This window comes from Paenibacillus taichungensis (assembly GCF_003287275.1).
Taxonomy (GTDB): Bacteria; Bacillota; Bacilli; order Paenibacillales; family Paenibacillaceae; genus Paenibacillus; species Paenibacillus taichungensis_A.
Genome location: NZ_QEVW01000026.1, coordinates 21,685 through 41,772 on the forward strand (window position 1 = coordinate 21,685; position 20,088 = coordinate 41,772).

22 protein-coding genes are annotated in these 20,088 nt (G+C 43.7%); 8 read left to right on the forward strand and 14 right to left on the reverse strand.

Features of this window, described 5'->3' with window-relative positions; genetic code table 11:
- Positions 1 to 138 precede the first annotated feature (138 nt).
- From DC345_RS28965 to DC345_RS28975, 3 genes are all read left to right on the forward strand, one after another.
- Positions 139 to 870: an ABC transporter ATP-binding protein gene (locus DC345_RS28965; RefSeq protein ID WP_113056073.1), complete on the forward strand. Its 732-nt coding sequence runs from the start codon at positions 139 to 141 to the stop codon at positions 868 to 870.
- Positions 867 to 1,931, forward strand: a complete 1,065-nt coding sequence (locus DC345_RS28970) for an ABC transporter permease (protein ID WP_113056074.1) — start codon at positions 867 to 869, stop codon at positions 1,929 to 1,931. The genes DC345_RS28965 and DC345_RS28970 overlap by 4 nt, the downstream gene beginning before the upstream one ends.
- 67 nt (positions 1,932 to 1,998) lie before the next feature.
- Positions 1,999 to 2,622, forward strand: coding sequence for a TetR/AcrR family transcriptional regulator (locus DC345_RS28975; protein ID WP_258530912.1), 624 nt, complete (start codon positions 1,999 to 2,001; stop codon positions 2,620 to 2,622).
- Between the two features lie 129 nt (positions 2,623 to 2,751).
- Here the strand turns inward: DC345_RS28975 and DC345_RS31905 are convergent, their stop codons facing one another.
- A complete protein-coding gene (locus DC345_RS31905; protein ID WP_181586770.1) occupies positions 2,752 to 3,120 on the reverse strand; it encodes a hypothetical protein in 369 nt (122 codons plus the stop codon).
- Positions 3,121 to 3,269: 149 nt separating this feature from the next.
- On the opposite strand from DC345_RS31905, the gene DC345_RS28985 reads away from it, so the two are divergent.
- The gene (locus DC345_RS28985; RefSeq protein WP_113056077.1) at positions 3,270 to 3,800 is read left to right on the forward strand and encodes a hypothetical protein; all 531 of its coding nucleotides are present in this window, start codon (positions 3,270 to 3,272) and stop codon (positions 3,798 to 3,800) included.
- A 146-nt stretch (positions 3,801 to 3,946) separates the two neighbouring features.
- Here DC345_RS28985 and DC345_RS28990 read toward each other — a convergent pair whose 3' ends face one another.
- From DC345_RS28990 to DC345_RS29035, 10 genes are all read right to left on the reverse strand, one after another.
- On the reverse strand, positions 3,947 to 4,228 hold the full coding sequence (locus DC345_RS28990; RefSeq protein WP_113056078.1) for a hypothetical protein: 282 nt from the start codon (positions 4,226 to 4,228) through the stop codon (positions 3,947 to 3,949).
- A gap of 182 nt (positions 4,229 to 4,410) precedes the next feature.
- Entirely contained in the window at positions 4,411 to 5,460 is a 1,050-nt protein-coding gene (locus DC345_RS28995; protein ID WP_113056079.1) for an ABC transporter substrate-binding protein, read from the reverse strand.
- Between the two features lie 104 nt (positions 5,461 to 5,564).
- On the reverse strand, positions 5,565 to 7,178 hold the full coding sequence (locus tag DC345_RS29000; protein WP_181586771.1) for a helix-turn-helix domain-containing protein: 1,614 nt from the start codon (positions 7,176 to 7,178) through the stop codon (positions 5,565 to 5,567).
- A gap of 191 nt (positions 7,179 to 7,369) precedes the next feature.
- A complete protein-coding gene (locus DC345_RS29005) occupies positions 7,370 to 8,668 on the reverse strand; it encodes a galactokinase (protein WP_113056081.1) in 1,299 nt (432 codons plus the stop codon).
- 207 nt (positions 8,669 to 8,875) lie between these two features.
- Complete coding sequence (locus tag DC345_RS29010; RefSeq protein ID WP_113056082.1) at positions 8,876 to 9,694, reverse strand: NAD(P)H-binding protein; 819 nt, start codon at positions 9,692 to 9,694, stop codon at positions 8,876 to 8,878.
- A 174-nt stretch (positions 9,695 to 9,868) separates the two neighbouring features.
- On the reverse strand, positions 9,869 to 10,360 hold the full coding sequence (locus tag DC345_RS29015; protein WP_113056083.1) for a MarR family winged helix-turn-helix transcriptional regulator: 492 nt from the start codon (positions 10,358 to 10,360) through the stop codon (positions 9,869 to 9,871).
- Between the two features lie 275 nt (positions 10,361 to 10,635).
- Positions 10,636 to 10,887 (reverse strand): helix-turn-helix domain-containing protein, encoded by a 252-nt coding sequence (locus DC345_RS29020; RefSeq protein WP_113056084.1) that lies wholly within the window; start codon positions 10,885 to 10,887, stop codon positions 10,636 to 10,638.
- Complete coding sequence (locus tag DC345_RS29025; protein WP_076290346.1) at positions 10,868 to 11,047, reverse strand: YvrJ family protein; 180 nt, start codon at positions 11,045 to 11,047, stop codon at positions 10,868 to 10,870. Before DC345_RS29025 ends, DC345_RS29020 begins: the two co-directional genes overlap by 20 nt.
- A gap of 3 nt (positions 11,048 to 11,050) precedes the next feature.
- Positions 11,051 to 11,677 carry a sigma-70 family RNA polymerase sigma factor gene (locus tag DC345_RS29030; protein WP_113056085.1) on the reverse strand — a complete coding sequence of 209 codons (627 nt, stop codon included), beginning with the start codon at positions 11,675 to 11,677 and terminating at the stop codon, positions 11,051 to 11,053.
- Positions 11,678 to 11,912: 235 nt separating this feature from the next.
- Positions 11,913 to 12,311, reverse strand: a complete 399-nt coding sequence (locus DC345_RS29035; protein ID WP_113056086.1) for a hypothetical protein — start codon at positions 12,309 to 12,311, stop codon at positions 11,913 to 11,915.
- Between the two features lie 73 nt (positions 12,312 to 12,384).
- Here DC345_RS29035 and DC345_RS29040 point away from each other — a divergent pair, with 73 nt between their 5' ends.
- Positions 12,385 to 12,858 (forward strand): N-acetylmuramoyl-L-alanine amidase family protein, encoded by a 474-nt coding sequence (locus DC345_RS29040; protein WP_258530917.1) that lies wholly within the window; start codon positions 12,385 to 12,387, stop codon positions 12,856 to 12,858.
- A 68-nt stretch (positions 12,859 to 12,926) separates the two neighbouring features.
- Here the strand turns inward: DC345_RS29040 and DC345_RS29045 are convergent, their stop codons facing one another.
- On the reverse strand, positions 12,927 to 13,688 hold the full coding sequence (locus DC345_RS29045) for a hypothetical protein (protein WP_113056088.1): 762 nt from the start codon (positions 13,686 to 13,688) through the stop codon (positions 12,927 to 12,929).
- Between the two features lie 83 nt (positions 13,689 to 13,771).
- Between DC345_RS29045 and DC345_RS29050 the strand changes: the two genes are divergently transcribed.
- The 3 genes from DC345_RS29050 (at position 13,772) to DC345_RS29060 (ending at position 16,390) form a co-directional block, all read left to right on the forward strand.
- Positions 13,772 to 14,491 (forward strand): hypothetical protein, encoded by a 720-nt coding sequence (locus tag DC345_RS29050; protein WP_090893640.1) that lies wholly within the window; start codon positions 13,772 to 13,774, stop codon positions 14,489 to 14,491.
- 221 nt (positions 14,492 to 14,712) lie between these two features.
- Positions 14,713 to 15,639: a DUF2268 domain-containing putative Zn-dependent protease gene (locus DC345_RS29055; RefSeq protein ID WP_113056089.1), complete on the forward strand. Its 927-nt coding sequence runs from the start codon at positions 14,713 to 14,715 to the stop codon at positions 15,637 to 15,639.
- Complete coding sequence (locus DC345_RS29060; RefSeq protein WP_113056090.1) at positions 15,614 to 16,390, forward strand: MerR family transcriptional regulator; 777 nt, start codon at positions 15,614 to 15,616, stop codon at positions 16,388 to 16,390. The genes DC345_RS29055 and DC345_RS29060 overlap by 26 nt, the downstream gene beginning before the upstream one ends.
- A gap of 764 nt (positions 16,391 to 17,154) precedes the next feature.
- On the opposite strand, the gene DC345_RS29070 is transcribed toward DC345_RS29060, so the two are convergent.
- Positions 17,155 to 19,599 carry a DEAD/DEAH box helicase family protein gene (locus DC345_RS29070; RefSeq protein WP_113056092.1) on the reverse strand — a complete coding sequence of 815 codons (2,445 nt, stop codon included), beginning with the start codon at positions 19,597 to 19,599 and terminating at the stop codon, positions 17,155 to 17,157.
- A complete protein-coding gene (locus tag DC345_RS29075) occupies positions 19,583 to 19,909 on the reverse strand; it encodes a nucleoside triphosphate pyrophosphohydrolase (RefSeq protein WP_113056093.1) in 327 nt (108 codons plus the stop codon). Before DC345_RS29075 ends, DC345_RS29070 begins: the two co-directional genes overlap by 17 nt.
- Positions 19,910 to 20,088 lie beyond the last annotated feature (179 nt).

Consider the following 20,088-nt stretch of genomic DNA (forward strand, 5'->3'; position numbering starts at 1 on the left):
ATAAAAACATTCAATTGGTATAGGCTTTATATATGAAGTGAGTAACCACTTACTTTTCCATTGATAAAAATATCCATTTCTAATTATACTAAATGGCAGTGATTGAACACTCACTTTTTTTGAGAGGAGTACTACATAATGAGCGAAACGAATACGATTCAAATTCAGGAACTAACGAAGAGTTTCGGCAAAAAAGTGGTATTAAAGGATATCAACTTTGACATTAAAGAAGGGCGTATCTACGGTTTTATTGGGCCATCGGGAGCTGGAAAAACAACACTAATCAAGATGATGGTTGGTATGGATACTCCTGATCAAGGGTCTGTCTATTTATTAGGTAAAAAAATGCCTGATTTAAATATTCTGCAGAACATCGGATATATGGCACAATCAGATGCGCTGTACACGGCTCTTACAGGTAAGGAGAATCTAATGTTTTTTGCATCCCTGTTTAATTTGGATAAAGCCGAAAAACAGAAACGCATCGCCTACACTGCTGACTTAGTTAACCTGACTGTAGATCTTAACAAAAGAGTATCAGCATACTCAGGAGGAATGAAACGTAGATTATCTCTTGCCATCGCTTTAATTCAGAACCCTAAAGTTCTGATCCTGGATGAACCTACTGTGGGAATAGACCCTGAATTAAGATTAAGTATTTGGAATGAGCTGTCTCGATTAAAAAATGAAGAAGGCAAAACCATTATTGTAACCACTCACGTTATGGATGAAGCAGAAAAATGTGATGACATCGCAATGGTTAGAGATGGTTCATTTATTGCAACCGGGACCCCTCGCCAATTGAAAGACCATTATAAAGTGAATAGTCTTGACGAGGTATTTTTAACTGCAGGGAGGAAACTACAATGAGAATATTAGCTCTTATTAAGAGAATTTTATTACAAATACTCAGAGATAAGCGGACATTGGCCCTTCTCTTTGTGGCTCCTTTATTAGTTCTAACCCTGATGAATTTAGTGTTTAATGGAAATACCATTAACCCTGTACTTGGAGTGGCTAATGGGAATCAACACATGATTGAAAAATTAAATGATGCAGATATTGAGGTCAAAGAATATAACAAGGTCTCAAATGTGAATGAAACCATATTAGATAAAAATTTAGATGGTTTTTTACAAATTGAAGGCGAGAAAGCAATACTCACCTTACTTAATAAAGATCCCTCGATAGCCAAAAGCTTAGAAATGAAGGTAAAGCAAATTTATAATCAAGAAATTCAACTGATGCAAATGAAACATAATGGAATACAAAGTGAACCTCTGTCACCAGATGTGGTGAAAACCAACTATGTATACGGTAGCAGTGATACTGCGCTCTTTGATACTTTTAGCCCTATTTTAGTCGGGTTCTTTGTCTTTTTTTTCGTTTTCTTAATCTCCGGAATTGGGCTGTTAAACGAAAGAACCACGGGAACGTTAGAACGTTTATTATCCACACCTATTAAAAGAGGCGAGATTGTCACGGGATATCTTGTTGGGTACGGCTTGCTGGCCGTAATCCAGACCGTTATTATTGTTTTGTTTGCGATAAATGTGCTGGATATGGTTCTAATGGGTTCCATTTGGACTGTTATATTAATCAATGTCATCGTAGCTCTTGTGGCTTTATCCCTTGGAATATTATTATCTTCTTTCGCAAGTTCGGAGTTCCAGATGATTCAGTTCATTCCAATCGTTATTGTGCCACAAATATTCTTTTCAGGTATTTTCTCTATTGAGGGAATGGCGGAGTGGCTACAAATATTGGCCAAATTTATGCCGTTATATTACGCAGCAGATGCGTTAAAGGGGGTCATGTATCAAGGTTTGAGCTTATCTGACATTAGCAGGAACTTATATATCTTATTGGCTTTTGCAGCCGTATTTATCGTCTTGAATTTGTTTGCTCTAAAAAAGTATCGTAAATTATAATACCGTAACGATATCGCGTTAAGTAAAGATGGTGAATTCATTGGTACATGATAATCTGTTGGATGAAATGGCTAAAATTCTTCAAAAGTCCAATAAACAAACGGTTAAAAAGAAGAAAATTATTGAGGTTGCGATTGCGACTTTCGCAGAAAAAGGATACTCCAATACATCAACGTCTGAAATAGCAAAAAAAGCAGGCGTTGCAGAAGGAACGATTTTTAAGCATTATGGAACGAAGGAAAATTTACTGTTAGCGATCATGGTACCTTTTCTAAAGGAATTTTTCCCTGCGATGGCAGATGAACTCTTTGAGGAACTTTTGGATGAGGAGCGTTCATTTGAAGAGTTTTTAAGATCATTCATGACTAATCGTAATACCTTTTTCTCGAAAAATAGAGAAATATTTCAGGTAGTCATAAAAGAAATGATCTATAAAGAGGAACTCAGACATGAACTACTTCCATACATTGCTGAAGCGGCATCCAAACGTTTAGTGAACGTCATCGAGATATTTAAACAACGTGGTGAAATTAAAGACGTCCCAAATGAATCCATTTTAAAAATGTTAAGCACTGTAATGGGTGGATTCTTTGTTTCTAATTTTGTACTTTTGAATAAATCTTCTGTTAGCAAAAGTGAAATTGATGAAGTCGTATTGTTTATATTGAATGGTCTTGGGCAATCTCATTAATGAAATAATCTCAATGTTATTTCGTAAAAAGGTAATGTCACTTTAGGCAAAAAAACTTCCCTCAAGCTGGCTGTCGCAAAAACAGCATCCTTCCGTAGCATGACATAAAGACGGCAGCCGGCTATTAGATTATTTTCCATTCTGCCTATAGTACTCCATTATTCGCAGGCGTGTGGTCAGTATCAGGGTCTGTGGCAGCAGCACCACAAAGATGTAAAGCGGTACAATCAGCACCAGATGAGCGGCAAAATTCTCTGCACCAAATGATGGCTTGGGAAGCTCAATAAAATACCACCAGCACGGGATGGCAACCAGCCAGGTCAGTCCGGTAGAGATGAACATGTCCTTCACCCCGCTCCAGAGAAAGCAGAACACAAAGGCTATGGTTATTAAATACCCCGTTTGAAATGGAACCACGCCGCTCCGAACTAAGAATATTAGAAGTGGATACAACAGTGTCGTGCTCCATCGCCAGATGTTGTTAGAGTATATTTTCATGAAATCCCCCCGTTTGTACCAAGCTACCCCTTCACCTTATAAACAATACCTATGCTAAAAAGTTGGACCTTCTGTACCTTTGGTTGGTATGCATAATTACCAATTTACGGCTCATACTACCATAAGGAAATTATTGAAGGAGTGACAACATGAGGTTAAAAAGCATCATCGCTGTTGGAACGGTGTTAACTTGCTCGTCGCTGTTATGGGGATGTGGCAATGCCAATATGAACCATGCTTCGCAGCAGGAGGATACCGTTCAAACCGAGAGCTGGAGCGATCCCAAACGACTGGAGGCTTCCCACCTGGAAGCGTTGGAACGCATGGAAAAGGATCATATTCATCGCATGGTTTCGCTAAATGCGAGCATGGATGAAGACAAAGTAATGACCACCCTTGAACGATCCACCCAGAAGCTGGAGGAAATGAGACCTCTCGCTGAAATGCTGCAACATGAGGGCCATCCAACGTTATTACAACGAATTCAGGAGATGGCTGGAGATATCCAAGGCTCGAAACAAGTAGTTGCTGAGATGAAAAAACTGCCTCAGGACGGTAAAATTAAGATCCAGTCTGAAAACTCCGATTCCTTGCACCACATCAGCAGTTTTCGCGATTACCACCAGTACATGCAAGAGAAGATTCAGACGTTAAACAAGGCGAAGTCGGCTACAGATTAACCATAATCGGCTATTGGGATGACGCTGCTCCCTGTATAAATAACAAACCATAATAGTTAGGTGGGAAGGTTCATTCCTATCTAACTTTTTTTTTGCAAAGAGATATTACTGTACCCTGCTGCGATCCCTGCCCAATCATCGATGAGTCATTCCACCCACAAGGATACCCATATAAAAATGCTGAACAATACTACTGGCATAAGTGCCCCAGTGGCTAACATGATCCAAATTGTTGCTGGCCTTACACCCTGGAAGTATTGAACAAACCTGTGAAATCGTTCTTTCCGCCATTTGGCAAACTTGAGTTGCCTGATCATATGCTTCAAGATTTTATGCCGCTGCTTTCCTTCCTCCACTTCTTCCAGCGCACTTCGTAACTCATCATACAAACGCGCCTCTTCCTTCTCCTGTAATGCAGGTGTAGTCATCGCAATCCCTCCAGACGAAAATAAATGAAAATTTCAGCCTTCCGGCGCATAGCAATCCACAACGCTGCCTATTTTCTGATTCGCTACCTTATCAACACGTTAATGACCTCCAAAGTTTGAAATTTAATAAAAAAAGGTAAACACCAAAAAGCCCGGGCAAGCCCGGACTTAGTTTAACATACTTATTTATTCTTCTGATTCGCTTGTTCTCGTTCCACAATCATCTTCGCAACCTCCTGAATCTGAAGCTTCAGAGAGATTGGGTCGTTCCCCCAGAACAAGTCCGGATCGAGCTGGAACACTCGATTGTTTTTGACCGCATCCAGCGTCTTCCACACGCCTTCATTACTTCCCCATACTTCAGAGAGCATCTCGCCTTGATCCAGGAAAATAAAATCTCCGGCATACTCGCCAACGACTTCGTATGAAATCTGTCGGTACGTTTCCTTGCCGATCATTTCTGCAGCCTGTTTTGCAGGAGGGTTCAGCTTCATATGCTCATAAATGGCTTCCCCACCGCGATACCCGCCATCACCATAGATGTAAAAGTTCTTGTCCGCTACAAAAACACCCATTAACGCAAAGGTGTGCTCAGCGGACACATACGGTTTAATCTGTTCACGTGCATCCGCGGAGATCTGATCCAGATCCGCCAACCATGCTTCTGCTTCCGCCTCTTTACCAAACAGTTCACCGAAGTAACGCATGCTCTCATATGTATCCTTGAAATGGTTATACGGAAGTACAAGCGTTGGAGCAATTTTATTGTATTGTTCAATAACCTTTGCATCACCTGCCGGATTGACCCACGTAATGATCAGGTCCGGCTCCAGGTCCAGCATTTTCTCCAGAGATCGCTCGCCAATGTTGCTTATGCCATCAATCTGATCCTGAATCACTTTGTTCTCCAATTCATAACTGGTTGCGCCTACCGGCTTCATACCGAGTGCCAGCAGATTGGGAAGATAGCCGTCGACGACAATTCGCTTGGGATGAACGGGCATCTCCAATTCTCCGTTGGGTGTATTAATAATCCGGGTCGCAGAGTCCGTACCATCTGCCTCCGTATCTGCATTTTCTGCCTGTACTTCGTCTGCTTCTGTGGAAGCCGCCTCTGTCTTTGTCCCGATGCCTGTCTGTGCCGTCTTGCTTGATGCACCACAGGCAGCGAGTATCGCAACCAACAGAACGAGGAACATTATTTTCACCATGGTTAACCCTTTTCTCTTCATGACACCCTCCAATTAATAATGATTATCATTCCCGATTACAATCATTATTATAGAGGTACCACGGAACGAACGTCGATGTGTTATCGTTGGCTTTGTCTCATGTATTATGGTTGGCTCCACGCTCCGTCAGTAAGAAGGTGCATCAAAATATCCAATTGTTTCTCTAGCGATACTCCCTCATCCATCCAAAACTCATTCAGCACCAGTGGATATACTCGACATCCATCCTCCGTGACCAACTGCTGCCAGATTTGACGCGATAACAACTTCTCCAGATCTTCTCCATAATCAGACGCAGGCAAAATAACAAACATGTGGTCAGCAGTATAATTGGGCAAATCCTCTTCAGTAACGAACAACGGCCTATCCTGTTCCAGCACCTCGGTCTGAATCCGTGCAGGCGGATGAAGTTTCAATGCCCGATACAAATTATAGGCAGACCTCACTTTGTCATGGGGCATAAGCCAGCGTTGATCATAATTCAGTTCATAGATTCCTACCGTTTCTTCTGGCAAAATAAATTGCTGCAACAACTCTCGGGCTGCAAGCACCCTTGCCTTGTATCGGAAGATCCACTGCTTCGCCTCTTGTTCTCTGCCGAACAGACGACCGACTTGGCTCACTTCCTCCAGTTTGTCCATTTTGCCCCAATCCAGCATGATAACCGGAGCCACCTGCTCCATCTCTTTCAACACATCTGGAAAATGATAGAAATACGTCGGCGCAAGAATCAGTTCAGACTTCACCTCTCTTAAGCGCTCCAGCATCTCCGAGTTGTTCGTAATGACCGTATCCTGCAAATCTTCCTCAAGAAGCAAGGATGAACCTGCAACTTCTTGTGTGGTCATGATAGGAGTCAATCCGATGCTGAGCAAAGCGCCTACAAATTGCACAGCCGCAATCTGTTTCGTTTGCTGCAATTGACGAAATGCACTTGGGGTTATGTACACATGCTTCTTGAAGGTTTTACTCAAATACGAACCATCCGAAAACCCTGTCCGCAATGCAATATCCTGAAGCGAATCGGTCGTGGTAAACAATAAACGCTTCGCCTCATCCAGACGAAGACGGTTCAGATAGTCTCCGAAGCTCCATCCCGTTTCTTTGCGAAACAGCGACGAGAAATAACTCTCATTAAATCCGGTCATTCGGGCAAGTGCTGCCCGGTTCAGATCTTCATCCACATGTTGTTTCATATAGGCACATATCTGCTTAATCGTCATGTCCTGTACGTAATGGCCTTCTGCATCACTCCAATGCTCAAATACCTGATGAAGTATACCATTCAAGAGCGAACTCACCCGGGGATTCTGTTCAGGTGCAGCAGACTGCATTACACGCTGGATCAGTTCCCCAAGCGATCCGTGCAGATGGCGAGCGAACTTGATGATACCGTCCCCTGGCAACTGCTCACGGCTCAACTCGTAATGCACACCGGTATCTGTGTTTTCAACAAGTTGGTATCGCTCAAAAACCAATACATAGACCGTAACCGAATCCCCCTCCACATTCGATTCAAGGGCAACCTCTGCATCGGAGGAATGTAAAAAAATACACTTCCCACTTCCCGTACTATACTCGCGCTCCTTCAATCGGACCGTCACTTCTGTCATGGGAATGATCAGCGTGGGATGAGACAGATGCAACTGCACTGGAAATATTGTCCCTGAATCAGCGACTTCACGTGCGTCACGCAAATCGTATATTGCACTAATCATTATGTTTCCCTCCGCATACTTCATTCACCGAGCATATCACATGAACCTATACCCGACTATCTTCCCTCGTATGATGCACAGCAAAAAGCGGCCCTCTTCCATGACCAGCGTCAAGTTGGAGAACCGCTATAATGTACCGTTTAATACTACTTGTACAGAATTAAACATCGCAGTGTGTTACACCGACAAGATTAACCCATGTTTTCGATTAATGTGTTCAAACATACCGCACCCTGCGCACGTACATTAACCACAATAATTGGCGTATCCAGCATGCCGTGCATCCAGGACATATATTCCTCAACCTTTTCGTTGGGAAGAATCGTCAGAATGACCCCTGCAAATCCACCGCCGTGTATACGGCAAGCGCCATCACCCAGCTTTTGCAGATAATTTTCAGTTAAAGCCAGTGCGATACCAATCTCCTGTTCCTTCACCGAGCCGCTCTGGTATACATTCTGGAGCCACTTCCAGGAAGAATTCCCGGATGCCGTAATCAGATTCAGGAAATCAGCAAAACGCCCTTCCCGCAAGGCCTGTACCTGACCGTCCACCCGATTGTTTTCCTCCAAGAAATGCAGCGCACGCAGTACCGCACGATCTCCCGCTGCTTCACGTACCTGTTTGAGATTGGCGTAGATCGCCTCAGCCGTAATTTCCCGGACATACTCACTGCCCAGCGCTTTAGCAACCGCTCTCATCTCATAAGGAACTGCAGCGTAATCCTCTGTCAGATCCGCGTGATTCCCACCTGTGTTCACAATGACCAAGGAGTAACCATTTTGTTGGAAATCCCATTGTACAGGCTCAATTACAGGCTCGGCCGGATTCTCAAAATCAATCGCAATCAGCCCTCCATAGGCACAAGCCATCTGATCCAGCAGACCGGATGGTTTATTCCAATAGTTGTTCTCCGCATACTGACCAATCTTGGACATGACGACCACATCTAATGTGCCCTCATTGTAGAAATGATTCAGAATCGTACAAATCAGCATCTCGAACGATGCCGACGAGCTCAGCCCGGACGCCGAGAACACGTTACTGGAGATGTACGCCTGGAAGCCGCCCACTTTGTATCCAAACTGTCCAAATCCCGCAGCCATACCACGAATCAAAGCTGTAGTGCCGTCGTCCTCAGCCTTCGGTGCCAAATCCGTGAGATCGATTACATATTTCTGTTCATACCCTTCTGAATAAAAGGTAATTACCGAATCCGTCGTTGGCGCAGCCACCGCAATCGTATCCAGCGTAATACTTCCCGCCAGCACCTTGCCACGGTTATGATCCGTGTGGTTGCCGCCAATTTCGCTACGTCCAGCCGCGCTGAACAGTTTGCTACCCTCTTGTACGCCAAAATACTGTTCGAATGATTCATTGAGCTTCGTGTAACGTGCTGTCTGTTCTTCTAGTTGTTGCTGACCATACATTTGGGCAAGCAGCGCTTGGCCTGAAGTGGATTGAATCAGTTCCAGTGGTTGTGTAGTCATGAATAATCCTCCTATGGATATGCAGCATTTATTTTTCTGATGTAGATGATGAACAATACGGGAAACGAACGATTCATGCCCGTTTACTTTACCATTATCTCAGCTTCGTTTCGTAAAAGGTAGGGTAGAATTGAAAGTTTGTAAGCGTTTTTTAAATTAATTTCATTTCATAATTATAGGCTTGCTTCACTCCAATTCATGTTTTGCTCATTTCAGAAAGGGTGCGATGCTATCCTTCAACGAAGTTACCGGATGACCCATTAATTGCTCAAGGTCCTTCGATGTAGATACCGTATCTATACTGCTTAAAAAAGGGTAGATCCAGTGCTGCACCGATACATCCTCGCTGTGAATAATGGTCTTGCCTGCAAACGCTGTAAGCACCTCAGCCAGATCAGCAAAGGTCCAAGTTTTTGACGCGGCCAGTTCATAGATTTGCTGCTCATATCCTTCACCTGCGAGTACGTTCGCAATTGCCTGTGCAAGATCGCTACGTGTTACAGCATTGAATCGCCAATTTCCTGGACGAGTTGTCAGTACACCACTTTGTATCGCCTCATTTAATCCAAGTACATCCACAAAATCAATGTACAGCCCGTTGCGCAAAATCGTATACTTCATATCTGAATCAAATATGACCTGCTCGGTAAGTCTATGAACGCTTACTGGAATTTTAAGACCCGTCTGCGGAAAAGCAAAGCTGGTATAGAGGATATGTTCAACCCCTGCTTTCCTCGCTGCATTAATTACACTAGTATGTTGAGTTAGCCGTACTGTATCATCGGTATGTGAGCTAGAGATCAACAGCAATTTATTCACCCCGGTAAAAGCTTTCTGGCATGTTTCCGGAATATCATAGTCCATGTAGCGAACCTCTCCACCCTGATCCTTCAGAGCTTCTAAAGTTGAGGACATACCCAAATTACGGACACCTGCAATAATTTGGGTAGCCGGGATCTTGGCTAGCAGATTTGCGATAATCAGATTGCCTAGTTGTCCATTCGCTCCAGTAATCATCATAGACATCCTGTTCTCCCCCTCCTATAAATAACACCATAATCAAGTAGTTAAGTCATTAACTAAATGGACAGAAGATCAGCTGGACTTCAACACATTCCTCGCTGAACCAATCGTATCCCTTTCAACATATCTGGCACCAGAATCATCTGATCTTAGCTCCGCTTTTAAACTGCATTACGATTAAGACCTATTCAGCTTCTGTAACAAAACAATCAACTGATGCTGCTCCTGTTCATCCAACTTGCCCATCTGTCTGGCTACAGCTTCACGGTTACCCGGCAGATGCCCACTCAATAATGTCCTTCCAGCATCGGTAATGGAAATCACCGTCTTGCGACCATCTCGGGCATGTTCAGCCCTCGCGATATAGCCATCACGCTCCAGTGGAGTTAGCAGTAAGCTAATGTTGGCCTTGGTGACACCAATTTTTTCGGCAAGCACTGAAGGTAGCATCGTCCCCCCATCTTTGGCAATCTCCACAAGCACACGGATTCTTGCTCCATTCAGCCCCTTCGACTGCCAGTATTTTTCCGATACGGCTACCAAATTGGCAGTCGCCTCAACCATCGTGAAAAAAGCTGCATTGGGCAGCGGCAGATGAAGTAAATATTCCTGCAGTGATTCTTGTTCAGCATCATGCTGCGGTAAGTTTTCCTTTTGCAAATCGTCCATTCGTTCTGTTCAACTCCATTTAGTTAATAACTTAACTATATTGATTAAGATAACTTTCCCTATTTAAAATGTCAATGTACTTAATTCTTTTTTCTAAGTCCATCTCCCCCTTACATTGTGGCTAGCAGAAACGATATCAATATGGTTTGATGAAACCACATAAACGCTTTTTTAACGAAAAAAAATACCCTGTGGATATTTCACAGTGAACTAAAGACACCATGAAATATGGACAGGGTTCAGATTTAGTTTTTTTAAATATACTCCCTCGTTTTTCATTCGGCATCAAACAGTTGTTTGCAGAACTCCGCGTATGTAGGTACATGTTCCAACTCATAATTCATGATCTTAATGATCAATCCCTCCACAATGGTCTGAGACAGATCGTCACGCTCTTGGGGTCTGACCTGATATCTCATTCGCTGAATAATAGGTTGAAATGCACTAATAATTTGAAGCATGCTCTCCCGATCCCCACTTTGTGCCCTCTGTACTGCATCGTAGAATTCAACGTTGTTTTGATTCATCTTTAATCACCGCTTTAATGACCTCTATAAGGGTACCAATATTCACTGAGAGCTGATCCAGCTTCTTCTCAAATCGGGTAAATAAATATAATGTAATCATGATGGGAAAACCGACCTGACTGATTCCTCCTATAAAAGTCGCAAATGCACTATTGTCCATTACTTACTCCTCTCTCACCAGTGCGGTTTTCATTTTTTTCAGAGCTGCGTTTCTTGTCTTCGCTATCGCCTGCTGGCTGACCTGAAGTCTGCTCGCAATTTCATGATCGTGGTAACCTTGTCCATAATATAGCGTGGTGACATGCTTCTGCTTATCCGTTAAACTATCAAATGCCGATTCCACATGCTCATCCACAAAGCCTTCCTGGAAATTATTAGCAGATTGCTTATCTGACTGTAAAAAATCCACTGAAGTATGATAGCCACCCATCGTCTCACCGATACACATACTGGACTCGTCCGAGGATGGCTTGTCATAGATCAATACATTTCGGGTAGCATAACGCTGATTACGCCGCATCTGATCAATGCTCATGAATTTGAGCGATGATGTGACATATGTGATAAACCGAAATTGGAAGAAATATTTACGAAACGCCTCATTTAACTCCGCTTCCTTATCAGCCTCCCCTCTAATGGACTCCAACAATAACTTCTGGTGCTTCTCCTGCTCGAAAAAGTTTAGAACAACCCGATTATGGAATAACGCGGGATTTTGATGCTTGTACTCCTCAAACTGTGCAGCCACCGAATATGCTGGGTAATGACAAATCTTCTCTAAGGAACTCATATGACTCCCCCTCCTTCAACTTTTATATTTAAGAAGGCGTTTTTACCCAGAGAAAAAACAACCATAAACAAGAACATTTGTTCCCTTTATTATACTATATTTTTTTCCATATCGTGCAGAATAATTAAAAAATCATCCTTAAGAATGATTATCCTCAGGATCCGTAGAGATAAAAAAATAAGACACCAGCACAATTAGGCTGATGTCTCATTATCACTTTTAGGGTGAATAATCCTTATCTTTGGACAATGGTTTCATCAAAAGTAATCGAAACCGAATGAAGAACCTTCTCCGTGTCCGTTTCCTCATCGAATGTTCCATTATGATCTTCATCCAGATAAAAGTTTACCATTCCATTGCCATTCGAAGGAGCACTAAATTCAACTATCTCATCAAATTTCCCTTCATCTATAGCAATCTTACCGCTGCCAACAAAAGAATGCCCATCTTCAATCTGATAAAAGAAATAGGAAATATCCTGATCAGAAATACTCCCAGCAATATGCAATTGAGTGGTTTCGAGTTTGGCCCCTTCTAACGGTGAAGTTAACGTCAATTCAACTTTTTTGGTTGAAGAGCAGGCAGAGAGAGAAATTAACGACAGAGAGAACAAAAAGATAAGTATTTTTTTCATCATATACTCCTTATTGGGTTGTTTTTGGATAAGTTCATCACGCTTTATGAAGTAGATTGGCGCCAATCAAATAATTCATAGAGGTGATTACCCATATCTAACCAATGCAGGTGTAGATGTCGTGATGACACGAACTTCAGATACTGCGGTAGGCATTAATGATCGCTGGCAAAAAGGACAAAACGAGAAAGTTGATGCGGTGATCAGTATTCACTGGAATGGAGGCAGCACAACGGCGAACGGTACAGAAACCTACTATGCCCAAACGCGTTCCGGAGACAAAAGCTTTGCACAAACTCTTCAAACAGCTGTCGTTGCCGCTTTGGGTACAAAGGATCGCGGAGTGCTGGACGATACAAAAGCAGCTGTTGGATCTCTTGGTGTATTGCGATACCCGTCAGGAACTACATATCCAAGAGCACTTATTGAAGTGGAGTATATTACCAACGAGGCAGCATTAGCCAACCTGGATTATCCGATGTATGAAGCATCGCTCGATTTTGCCGCAGGTGTTCTTAACGGTTTGAAAAATTATTTCGGAAATTAAATGGAAAGCTGGGAGAGTGATCTCCCAGCTTTTTTTATTTTTTTCAAATACATTTGTAAAGCCCGACTCTAAGTAGCTTTTGGATATTCATCAAGGCGTTTGTTCACGTCCAGCCTGATCGTAACCTTCCTCACTTTGCGATTTTCGGAAGAAAACCAGTCTTTCAATGCCGAATACTCGCTTGTCTCTAATGCTGCCGTTTCAATAATAAATTGGTTATGATCTATCCAATCATATGAGATGATGGGCCAAGTCGGCTTCAACATAAATGGCTCTTCAAGTGAAGCTGATGTATACGGAATGATTTTTAATTTTTCGAGATCCACGGCAACAAGAATTTGTCTCTTGACCAGACTACCTTCGTCATAAGCGTAACGAATTAACACCTTTTTATGATCTGAAGAAACTTTATAATCCTGAAATATGCCGACAGGCATATTTAGACTTTCGCTCTTATTCCCATCGGTTTGGACTAGAATGGTGGAACAATCTTTGGACCCACAGCTATATTTCAGCATCACATACATATTAGAAGAAGGTACATCCAATGAAGTGAATTGAGTGCGCGCAATCTCGCCTTGGATATCTCCTTCATTTAATAAGTAATTCTTATACTGAGGAATGTCGTTAAGGGATAATTTTATGGATTTCCCCTCGCTTTTGATCTCAACGATATCAGGTAAAGTGGATAATTCGGTATGCGGGAGTTCCGTCTCTGTGGAGGATGTTTCAATTGCCTCACTCGTGGATGAGCTGGTTAAGTACAACCAAACCGTACTCCCTGAACCGACAAGCAACAGGAGCAAGAAAGGGATCATATATTTTTTCATAACCGTTTTCCTCATTTCAGGTTGTTTTAAAGTCGACTTCGTTCGCCTTATGAGTATTCCCAAACATAAGGAGATGAAGTTATATGGCACTTACAGACAGCTTGAAAGACAAATTGTTGAGAAATACCGGTTTTTTTGAAGGAAACGATGGTTATTCCACCGTTTCAGGTAATTTTGATGGACAAGGAATCTCGTTCGGCATTATCCAGTACAACTTTGGTCAAGGGACCCTGCAACCTTTACTAAAAGAGTACATTCAGAACAACGAAACCGAGTTCAAAGCCGTATTCGGTACTTCCAAAGCCGCGACCCTGAAAGATGTGGTCAACAACAAAACGAAATCACAACAAATTGATTGGGGCGCCAGTATCTCAACAAGCGGCGGTAATGTGGTATCCGAATGGAAGACACTGTTTGAGTCCATGGGGGCAAAGTCTGCGAACCAGGCACTTCAACGCAAATATGCCGAAAGTTATTTTGATCGCGCCGTCACCTTCGCTGGCAAATTCGGCATTATTAGCACTCAGGGGCTTGCCTTCTTATTCGATCATTCCGTGCAGTCCTGGAGCCTTTCCGGAGAAAGTTCAATCATTTCCGAAATTAAATCTCTCGAAAAAGCATGGAGAGATATGGGAGAAACAGGTCGTTATCCCGACAAAGAACGATTGTATTCTGTCTTGAAAGGAGTTAGCGGCTCAGATCCAATCGCCCGTAGAACAGCTATTCGTAATGGATCAGGCACCGTACACGGAAAGAGTTATAACATTTCAACATTTGGATTGTCATACTCGACCAACTTTTAATATGGTAAAAGCGGAACACCCCCCTGTGGGGTGTTTTTCCAATTTAAAAGCATTATATAATAAGAATCTTTGGTGGGGGTTTCAGTTCTGTCTCAAAGTTCAAAGGAATTGAACCAAAATTGTAACAATTAGTAAATAAACTATTTAGCGATTTCTCCTTGACTGTTACGTCAGGTCATACTTGATAATGGGCTCAAGTTCACCTAAAGGAGAGAATAAGGATGAAGATTACCGCGTTACGCTCGGATAAAATCTATGAAGAGATCATCCAGGCTGCACCTGATGACAAATTGGAGTTATACCGCGAGCGAATGATGGGTCCCTTTATGAACAAATGGAACATTCAACAGATTCCCTTTCGATCCAGCGAGCCTCACGGCTTCGATGTGATCATGATGAATAACTTTATGAATATCGCTCCAGCAGACATCACACCTGAGATTAACGAGCCGCTGGCAGCCATTTCGTCTGAATCCTTTTGGCAGCAGTGTCATGAAGCTGTTCATACGAGTCTATCCACCTTTAGAAAGGATGGGATTGAACTATCGGTTTCCGAATATCTGTACACCATTTTGTTAGGGGATAAGAACAGCCCAACGTTACAGATGAATGAAGGCATTTGTGGAGATGGCGGCATTCCCGGTTATATTATTGCGAACCTGAGCCCAGATGCTTATACTCTACCTCGTATGCAATCCGTGTTAGCCCATGAATGCAATCATAATGTGAGATATCAATATATCCAGTGGAACCCAAGGATTACGCTTGGCGAGATGGTTGTTAGCGAGGGGTTGGCTGAGAGGTTTGCGACATCCCTGTTTGGAGAAGAGTTGCTAGGCCCCTGGGTAGCCAAAACAGATATGGAGACTTTGAACAATGTTATCAAACCGAAGATGAAAGACCAGTTGCATGTCACCGGTTTTGACCAAATTAATCCGTATCTATACGGCGATGAACTTGCCATTATGCAAAATTTCACTCCTGTAGGTATGCCCTATGCGGCTGGCTATGCCTGCGGTTATCACTTAATTCAATATTATCTGAACAAAACAGGTACACCGATTACCGAAGCAACCATCACTCCGGCAAGTGTTATCCTTGCTGAAACAAAGGACTTTTGGAATGAAGACACCCTATTTCACCGTTAAAGATATCATTCAGATTACCGGCATCACGAAACGCGCATTACATTATTACGATAAAACGGATCTCTTGAAACCGAGCAAAGTCGCGGACAATGGTTATCGGTATTACGATCAAGAGGCACTGGGGAATCTGCAGATGATTCTGTTGTTCAAAGAAATGAATTTCTCATTGAAAGACATTACAGCCATGATGCAACTTTCCAAAGAAGAACAGAAAGATATCCTAAGAGAGCATCGCAGTACACTCGTTCAACGCAAACAAAAGCTCGAAACCATCATCGACCAGTTGGACGAGTACGTGGATGGGAAGGATATCTCTCATCTTCATCTGTTTGACGATTCTTCCATTTTGTCTATCGAAGAGCAATATAAATCTGAGGCAAAGTTTGTATATGGAGATACCGAGAAATATCAGGAATTCGAAGCCAATGTGGGCCAGCTATCTGCGGAAGAGCAAGAAAAAGCTTACCAGCAGTTTTCGATCAACATGGAGCAGGTATTTAGGGAATTGGCGAGACATCAGGATCTGTCCCCTGCTTCTGGTGAGGTGCAAGCGTTAGTGCGTGAATGGAAGAGTTGCCTAGAGCAGTTCATGGTCTGTGATGATGAGATTCTGAGGTGTATCGCAGAAGCATATACGACAGATTGTCGCTATGTGGGTTATTTTGATCAGTTTGGCGATGAGGATTTTTTGAGGTTTTTGTATCAAGCGATTATGGTTTATGTGGAGGGTGAGAAAAAGGAAATTTTGTGATGTGGATACACCGCTGAGATTACAAAAAATAAAAAGTATCTTCATTGCAAAACAAAATGTGTAAGATGTACGTTTCTTATTACAAAGATCATTTGTTTCGTCTGAAAGCCTCACTCTCATACTGATACTTTTAATGCTATCCCTTCAGTATTGAAGCCTTAATTAGTGATATCAGTTTTAATAAGTAAAGAGGTGATTCTTGAATGCGGATAAAAAGTGAAAAGCTTTCAAAACTCTTTTTACTTATTTACTCTGTAATAATGCTTTTATTTTATTGTTGCTATATATTTCTGGAACATTATCGATTAAAGCAATCACAACAATGGATATCCAAAAACAACTTAACAGAAGAAGATGTTAACTCGATCAGCCAGATTGGAACATGGACAACGATTATGGAAACGACGTTCCTCATTTTATTTGTGATTACAATCATTTTTGTGGTGTATCGATATCAAAAGACACCAATAAAACATTTTATCATTTTGAATGCAGGATTGTACGTGGGAATTGCATTAGTTAGTTTCGTGATTTCCCTTACAACATCAATGTTAGTTGGAAACCTAATCCAACCTGTAATCATTCCTACAATTTTACTTGTAACCTTATTCGTCTACAGATTGTGGAAAACAAGAAATTGACTGCAACAAAACAAACGGCGTACCTTTTTTTAACAATGCGCCGTTTGTTTTTATATTAAGGAAATTTCAAAGTACCCTTAAATTTCAGATAGCAACACAACGCCTTGCCACTCCGTTGCCTATCTATTCATTGCTTCTTCGCTCAAAGTACGCATGCAACCGATACAGACAAATCTCCTTCGTCCAGCGATACAGCAACTCCTTTTCCTTCGCATCCTGTACCTGTACATTCAGAGAAAACACGCCATCCTTGAATCGCGTCATGCTACCCTTTGCCCCACTCCACATAGACATTGGCATGTCGATAATCAGTTTCTCAATCTGTATTGCCGTCTTCTCATTCCATTCCCATAGCGCAAGTTTACCTTTGTCCGAAAAGTCTTTCCGTTTCCGGTACTCCTTCTCCGTCAGGTACGTATGGAAGAACCTTGCCATCTCTCCCGGTGTGATCGGGTTCATCCAGTGCGCTTCGCCTCGCTCCAGCATGTACAGCAGCACGATCATTTTGTAGCTTTTGTTCATGACCGTCTTCTCCACATCACGCAGCCAAGCCTCGTGCCGGACGTACATCTCTCCCTCATATGGGGTCAGCAGCTCAACCCAATACAGAAACCCAACATAGGAACCGAATTCACTCCGATACCCTATACTCTTCGAACGCCCCATGAGGTGCAGCTCCAGATACGTCGGGATACGCCCCAGTTCTCGCTTCACATCCAGAAAATCCTGATGCAACTTCTCGCGGCGCGGTAGCCGTTTGCGGCTCAGCTCCTGAAGCAGGTTAACCACCCGGGTCTCCAGATGAATCCCACAGTTAGCCGGAACCTCAGGCACAGCCGAATCCATCGTATTTCCGCTTCGTTCCTCGTCTCCGCGCACATCCAGAAGGCTCAGCTTCACATCTGCATTCCGGTAGTTTCCGATCAGGTCGATGATGACACAATGCGATTTGCCCTCCGCCAGCCGCAAACCTCGCCCCACCTGTTGGGTGAACACGGTGAGTGACTCCGTTGGACGCACGAACAGTAGCGTATCCACACGTGGAATATCCGTACCTTCGTTGAACAGATCCACCGTTAGAACAACCTCCAGCTCACCCGAATCAAGCTGTCGAATGGCTTCCTCCCGCGACATCTCCGATGTGCGCGAATGCAAACTAAGTACCTTAACGCCCTGACTTCGGAAATACGCAGCTACAAAGTCTGCCTGCCGGATCGACGAGCAAAAGCCAATCGTTCTCGTCTGTTTGTGCCGGGTCCAGGCTGCATAGATCGTCTCTACATGCTCCTCTTGCAACTGAACGGCCATGAGCTGTTCCTCATCATACTTTGTCCCGATCCAGCGAATCTGCGAATAATCTATATCGTCGAATACTCCATAATATTGAAATGGCGCCAGCCAACCTCGCCGGATCGCTTCAATAAAATGCATCTGGTACGCCACATTCCCATCACAGAGCGCATACACATCCTTGCCATCCAGTCGATCCGGGGTCGCTGTAATGCCCAGCAGGAACTTAGGCTGAAAATGCTCAATCACGGACATATACGTCTTCGCCGCCGCATGATGGAATTCGTCCACCACGATCAGATCAAATGCATCCATCGCAAAACCATCCCGGTGCTTCTGCATACTCAACGTAAAGATCGAAGCATACACACAATCCGCCGCCCCATCCTTATACTGCCCGTTATAGATGCCATGACTGCGCTCCGGCATGATCCGCTGAAAAGACTTCTTCGCCTGGAACAAAATCTCTTCCCGGTGGGCCACAAACAACACCCGCTTGAACCGCTGCGCGAAGAAGCCCGCCAGATATGTTTTACCAAGCCCGGTCGCCATGACGACCATCGCTTTCTCGTACTGTTCCTCCATCGTGCCATGGAGTGCTTCAAGCGCATCCAACTGCGCCAAACGCGGCTGGATCGGCACAAGCGACAGCTCGGCGGCTTCTTCCTCTTTGTCCTCGGGTAGACCTGTGCCAAATTCCGCTTCTTCCATCTCCGTGATGCGCTGGATCATCTCCGGGTTCTTCTGGTGATATTTGCGGTACTCTTCCTCATACAGCGCAATCGAATCCGGGTTCACCGGCAAGGTTGTCTCGTGGTAGAAGCTCTGCATGAATTTGTCCAAAGCCATCTGGAACGTGTACGGCTCCGCTTCCGCATTCATCGCGAGATTCCATTCATACCCCGTCTTCAACGCAGTGAACGAAAAGTTCGACGAGCCGACAATCAGCAGTCCTTCCCCGTTGTCATGATCGAACAGATACGCTTTTGGGTGAAAAGAAGTGCCCATACTTCGCCACAGCCGTGTCTCAATTCGTGGATCAACCTCACAGAGCGCCCGCAAGCCTTCTGGCTGCGTGATATACAGATAATCTCCTGCGAGCATACGTACTTCTGCCCCACGTTCTGCCGCCCGTTTCAAGTGCGGAGCCAGCAGTCTCACCCCAGACTGCATAATAAAGGACGTCATAATATAAATCCCGGATGCATGCTGCATCCGGGCAATCAGTTCGTCTGCCAAGTTATCTGTAATGAGTTTAACGTTAAGCTTCGTCGACATCGATCAGATACACCCGTTCCTGGAATCCACCACGCTCCTCGGCTTTCTCTGCCCGAAGCTTATCCAGCTCGGCCGCATTCGCACCATGCACTTCAGCCAGCGCCCGGATGACCTCCAGCATGTCGGCTAGTTCTTCCAACGCTTCCTGATCGTTCGCTGCACTTACGTACTCATTCGATTCTTCTTGCAGCTTCGTTCTTAATTCTTGCTTATACTCCTCCGGGTCCAGAATGCGTGTGCGGCATTCCTTACCGCTGGATGTGATAATATGCGGAATCTTGTCCCGCACCAATTTGTTGTATGTAGGCATGTGGTATAACATCCTTTCTGCTGTGAGAGCCTTCGAGCCTCGCGCCAGAATCTCCCTTTTTGCCATTATACCATTTGCCATGGAGAGGGATGGGTTGATTTTGTAAGGTAGTAGATTGGAAATAGGATATAAAAATAACCCATGACTACTCGTATTCGAGTTGAAATGGGCTTTCTGCC

Excerpts from the sequence above, each read along its gene's own strand:
- DC345_RS28965 (WP_113056073.1), top strand. The coding sequence starts at position 139 with ATGAGCGAAACGAATACGATTCAAATTCAGGAACTAACGAAGAGTTTC.
- DC345_RS28970 (WP_113056074.1), top strand. The coding sequence starts at position 867 with ATGAGAATATTAGCTCTTATTAAGAGAATTTTATTACAAATACTCAGA.
- DC345_RS28975 (WP_258530912.1), top strand. The coding sequence starts at position 1,999 with ATGGCTAAAATTCTTCAAAAGTCCAATAAACAAACGGTTAAAAAGAAG.
- DC345_RS31905 (WP_181586770.1), bottom strand. The coding sequence starts at position 3,120 with ATGAAAATATACTCTAACAACATCTGGCGATGGAGCACGACACTGTTG.
- DC345_RS28985 (WP_113056077.1), top strand. The coding sequence starts at position 3,270 with ATGAGGTTAAAAAGCATCATCGCTGTTGGAACGGTGTTAACTTGCTCG.
- DC345_RS28990 (WP_113056078.1), bottom strand. The coding sequence starts at position 4,228 with ATGACTACACCTGCATTACAGGAGAAGGAAGAGGCGCGTTTGTATGAT.
- DC345_RS28995 (WP_113056079.1), bottom strand. The coding sequence starts at position 5,460 with ATGAAGAGAAAAGGGTTAACCATGGTGAAAATAATGTTCCTCGTTCTG.
- DC345_RS29000 (WP_181586771.1), bottom strand. The coding sequence starts at position 7,178 with ATGATTAGTGCAATATACGATTTGCGTGACGCACGTGAAGTCGCTGAT.
- DC345_RS29005 (WP_113056081.1), bottom strand. The coding sequence starts at position 8,668 with ATGACTACACAACCACTGGAACTGATTCAATCCACTTCAGGCCAAGCG.
- DC345_RS29010 (WP_113056082.1), bottom strand. The coding sequence starts at position 9,694 with ATGTCTATGATGATTACTGGAGCGAATGGACAACTAGGCAATCTGATT.
- DC345_RS29015 (WP_113056083.1), bottom strand. The coding sequence starts at position 10,360 with ATGGACGATTTGCAAAAGGAAAACTTACCGCAGCATGATGCTGAACAA.
- DC345_RS29020 (WP_113056084.1), bottom strand. The coding sequence starts at position 10,887 with ATGAATCAAAACAACGTTGAATTCTACGATGCAGTACAGAGGGCACAA.
- DC345_RS29025 (WP_076290346.1), bottom strand. The coding sequence starts at position 11,047 with ATGGACAATAGTGCATTTGCGACTTTTATAGGAGGAATCAGTCAGGTC.
- DC345_RS29030 (WP_113056085.1), bottom strand. The coding sequence starts at position 11,677 with ATGAGTTCCTTAGAGAAGATTTGTCATTACCCAGCATATTCGGTGGCT.
- DC345_RS29035 (WP_113056086.1), bottom strand. The coding sequence starts at position 12,311 with ATGAAAAAAATACTTATCTTTTTGTTCTCTCTGTCGTTAATTTCTCTC.
- DC345_RS29045 (WP_113056088.1), bottom strand. The coding sequence starts at position 13,688 with ATGAAAAAATATATGATCCCTTTCTTGCTCCTGTTGCTTGTCGGTTCA.
- DC345_RS29050 (WP_090893640.1), top strand. The coding sequence starts at position 13,772 with ATGGCACTTACAGACAGCTTGAAAGACAAATTGTTGAGAAATACCGGT.
- DC345_RS29055 (WP_113056089.1), top strand. The coding sequence starts at position 14,713 with ATGAAGATTACCGCGTTACGCTCGGATAAAATCTATGAAGAGATCATC.
- DC345_RS29060 (WP_113056090.1), top strand. The coding sequence starts at position 15,614 with ATGAAGACACCCTATTTCACCGTTAAAGATATCATTCAGATTACCGGC.
- DC345_RS29070 (WP_113056092.1), bottom strand. The coding sequence starts at position 19,599 with ATGTCGACGAAGCTTAACGTTAAACTCATTACAGATAACTTGGCAGAC.
- DC345_RS29075 (WP_113056093.1), bottom strand. The coding sequence starts at position 19,909 with ATGCCTACATACAACAAATTGGTGCGGGACAAGATTCCGCATATTATC.